The sequence below is a fragment of the Sphingobacteriales bacterium genome (assembly GCA_012517435.1).
Lineage (GTDB): Bacteria > Bacteroidota > Bacteroidia > CAILMK01 > JAAYUY01 > JAAYUY01.
Genome location: JAAYUY010000212.1, coordinates 1 through 2,868, shown reverse-complemented (window position 1 = coordinate 2,868; position 2,868 = coordinate 1). Strand labels below are relative to the sequence as shown.

The following is a 2,868-nucleotide window of genomic DNA, read 5'->3' as shown; positions in this document are numbered from 1 at the left end:
TGCCTCAACAGTATAAATTCTCCGTGCTCCTCTGTGTACTCTGTGGTGAGAAAAATCTCCGTTCCTCCGTGGTAAAACCCCCGTTTCTCAATGATGAGGATATTTGCTTTACTTTTGCAGACATGAAAAACAACATCACTGCCCATATTCGCTTCAATCGCAATGAATTTTCAGGCGCTTTCGGGGATATAGGAACCGATTTGCCACTTATCATCGGAATGTTGCTGGCCTCCGACTTCAACACTGCTAACGTCCTGATTTTATTTGGCATGATGCAGATACTGACGGGTCTGATTTATGGTATGCCTATGGCAGTCCAGCCACTGAAAGCGGTGGCCATGATTGTCATCACACAGAAAATTTCAGGAAGCCTTGTTTTAACAGGTGGGTTGATAATTGGGGTTATTATGCTGATACTTTCAGCTACCCGGCTGCTCAATTTGCTTGGCAGGATTATCCCTAAGACAGTGATCCGTGGTGTTCAGCTTGGATTAGGTTTTCAGCTGGCCATGACTGCCCTGAAACAATATGTCCCGGCACTTGAAACACCCGGGTATATTCTGGCAGCAGTATCTTTTATCATTGCCTTGATATTGCTGGGAAACCGAAAATTTCCTCCGGCTTTGTTTATTATTGCTCTGGGTGTGGTTTATTCACTTGTCTTTTCCTTTCATCAGGGAATGTTCCAGCTTAAAGCTCCTGTATTTATCATCCCTGAGATGAAATTTGAGAATCTCTGGACAGCATTCGCTTTACTTGCTCTTCCGCAAATTCCCCTTTCGCTGGGGAACAGCATATATGCAACACAGCAGGTAGCTTCCGATCTGTTCCCTGAAAAGAAACTGGATATTCAGAAAATAGGTTTCACTTATTCTATCATGAACATTATCAGCTCCTTACTTGGAGGCATACCTGTGTGTCACGGATCGGGCGGCCTTGCCGGTCAATATACTTTTGGAGGAAGAACAGGCGGTGCACCGATTATTTACGGTTTTTTTTACCTCATTTTCGGACTCTTTTTCAGCGGCAACTTTTTCAGCTTTATTGAAATATTTCCCCAACCTGTACTGGGTGTCATCCTTGTCTTTGAAGGCATTTCTCTGATGTTGCTGGTCAAAGATATCATCACTGATAAAAAGAATTTTTTTATTGCCGTCATGGTAGCCGTTATGGCAAATGGCCTTCCGTACGGCTATTTTGTTGCCATGCTGACCGGAATACTTGTTTATTATTTACTCAATACTGTTTTCCTGAAGCATTTTGGTAAATAAAAAAAACTTATTTTTGACAGAAAAAAAATGATAAACTACGAATCCCTTTTCAAAATTACTTACGGCATGTACATCATTTGTGCCGGGAATAAAAAACAGTCAAACGGATATTTCAGCAATACATTTTTTCAGATAAGTGCTGACCCGCCCCGATTTGCCGCTTCCTGCCATAAAAACAATTTTACTACCGGCTTTATCAGGGATTCAGGCTTTTTTTCCGTCAGTGTTCTTCCGCAGACAACCTCTCCTGAACTGATAGGGAGATTTGGCTACCGTAGCGGAAAGGATTTCAGCAAGATGGAAGGCCTCAGTATTTATTATGCTGAGAATGAAGTACCTGTAGTTTTAAATGAATGTATTGCCTGGTTGGTGTGCAGGGTGGTGGAAGTGGTAGATGCCGGAACTCATCTCCTGTTTATCGGTGAGATTACTGAAGCAGAAATAATTGATGCTGAGGCAGAGCCGATGACATACAGTTATTATCGTCAGGTGAAAAAAGGGCTGTCACCCCAAAATGCTCCGACCTATATCGACAAAAACAAGCTGGCAGGCATGCCCGGGAAGGATTTGAACCGCAAATACAGGTGTACCGTTTGCGACTTTGTTTTTGATGAAAAGAAAGAGGGAAAAGCATTTAAAGACCTGCCAAAAGACTGGGTATGTCCGGTTTGCGGGGCAGAAAAGGAGGATTTTATTTCGGAAACATAAAACTTAATGAATATGAACAAATCAATAAAAGGAACACAGACAGAACAAAACCTGTTAAAAGCATTTGCCGGGGAATCTCAGGCAAGAAACCGGTATGAATTTTTTGCCGGTGTAGCCAGAAAGGAAGGTTACGAGCAAATAGCAAATATCTTTATGGAAACTTCTCTTCAGGAGAAAGAGCACGCCAAACGCTTTTTTAAGTTTCTGGAAGGAGGGATGGTAGAAATCACTGCTGTTTATCCGGCTGGTATTATTGGCACCACCATGGAAAACCTGAAAGCTGCTGCAGAGGGTGAAAATGAAGAATGGACAAGCCTTTATCCGGCTTTTTCGGAGATAGCAAGAGAAGAAGGCTTTCCGGAGGTGGCTACTGCTTTTAAGATGATAGCAAAAGTCGAAGCAGAGCATGAAAAACGCTACTTGAAATTGTTGCAAAACCTCTCGGAAGACAAGGTTTTCGTAAAAGATGGCAAGGTATGGTGGAAATGCCTTAACTGCGGTTACGTTTACGAATCGGCAAAGGCGCTGGAAAACTGCCCGGCATGCCTTCATCCCAAAGCTTTCATGCAGCTCAAGGAAGAAAATTATTAGAATACCTGATTTTCAGGCGTTAATGTGGCTCAGCAGTTAAAAGAGACTGCAAAATAATAGTTTGAAATAAGTTGCGGGTTTTGGGTTGATGCTTGCCTCTACCTGAATTTGCTTGACTTTTTTTTTAATTTTATACGCTATATTAAGGCTAACGGACATGGGCAGATTACATGGAAATTTACAAAATGATTAAATTTGCCTGTTTAATTTGAGTGGTATAATATCAATAAATGCAATAGTCTATGAGGAATTTAAATCATATCATGAGGGGAAACTCGAAAAATACATATTCCCATTA

3 protein-coding genes are annotated in these 2,868 nt (G+C 41.6%); all 3 read left to right on the top strand.

Annotated features, from left to right (window positions below; genetic code table 11):
- Positions 1 to 122 precede the first annotated feature (122 nt).
- Genes GX437_11735 through GX437_11725 form a run of 3 tightly spaced genes read left to right on the top strand, consistent with a single transcriptional unit; the run spans position 123 to position 2,570 of the window.
- The gene (locus GX437_11735; GenBank protein ID NLJ08331.1) at positions 123 to 1,271 is read left to right on the top strand and encodes a transporter; all 1,149 of its coding nucleotides are present in this window, start codon (positions 123 to 125) and stop codon (positions 1,269 to 1,271) included.
- Between the two features lie 27 nt (positions 1,272 to 1,298).
- On the top strand, positions 1,299 to 1,979 hold the full coding sequence (locus GX437_11730) for a High molecular weight rubredoxin (protein NLJ08330.1): 681 nt from the start codon (positions 1,299 to 1,301) through the stop codon (positions 1,977 to 1,979).
- 12 nt (positions 1,980 to 1,991) lie between these two features.
- A complete protein-coding gene (locus tag GX437_11725) occupies positions 1,992 to 2,570 on the top strand; it encodes a rubrerythrin family protein (GenBank protein NLJ08329.1) in 579 nt (192 codons plus the stop codon).
- The last annotated feature ends 298 nt before the right edge of the window (positions 2,571 to 2,868 follow it).

What these genes read in the sequence shown, in the direction of transcription:
- GX437_11730 (NLJ08330.1), top strand. Translation starts at nt 1,299, where the DNA reads ATGATAAACTACGAATCCCTTTTCAAAATTACTTACGGCATGTACATC.
- GX437_11735 (NLJ08331.1), top strand. Translation starts at nt 123, where the DNA reads ATGAAAAACAACATCACTGCCCATATTCGCTTCAATCGCAATGAATTT.
- GX437_11725 (NLJ08329.1), top strand. Translation starts at nt 1,992, where the DNA reads ATGAACAAATCAATAAAAGGAACACAGACAGAACAAAACCTGTTAAAA.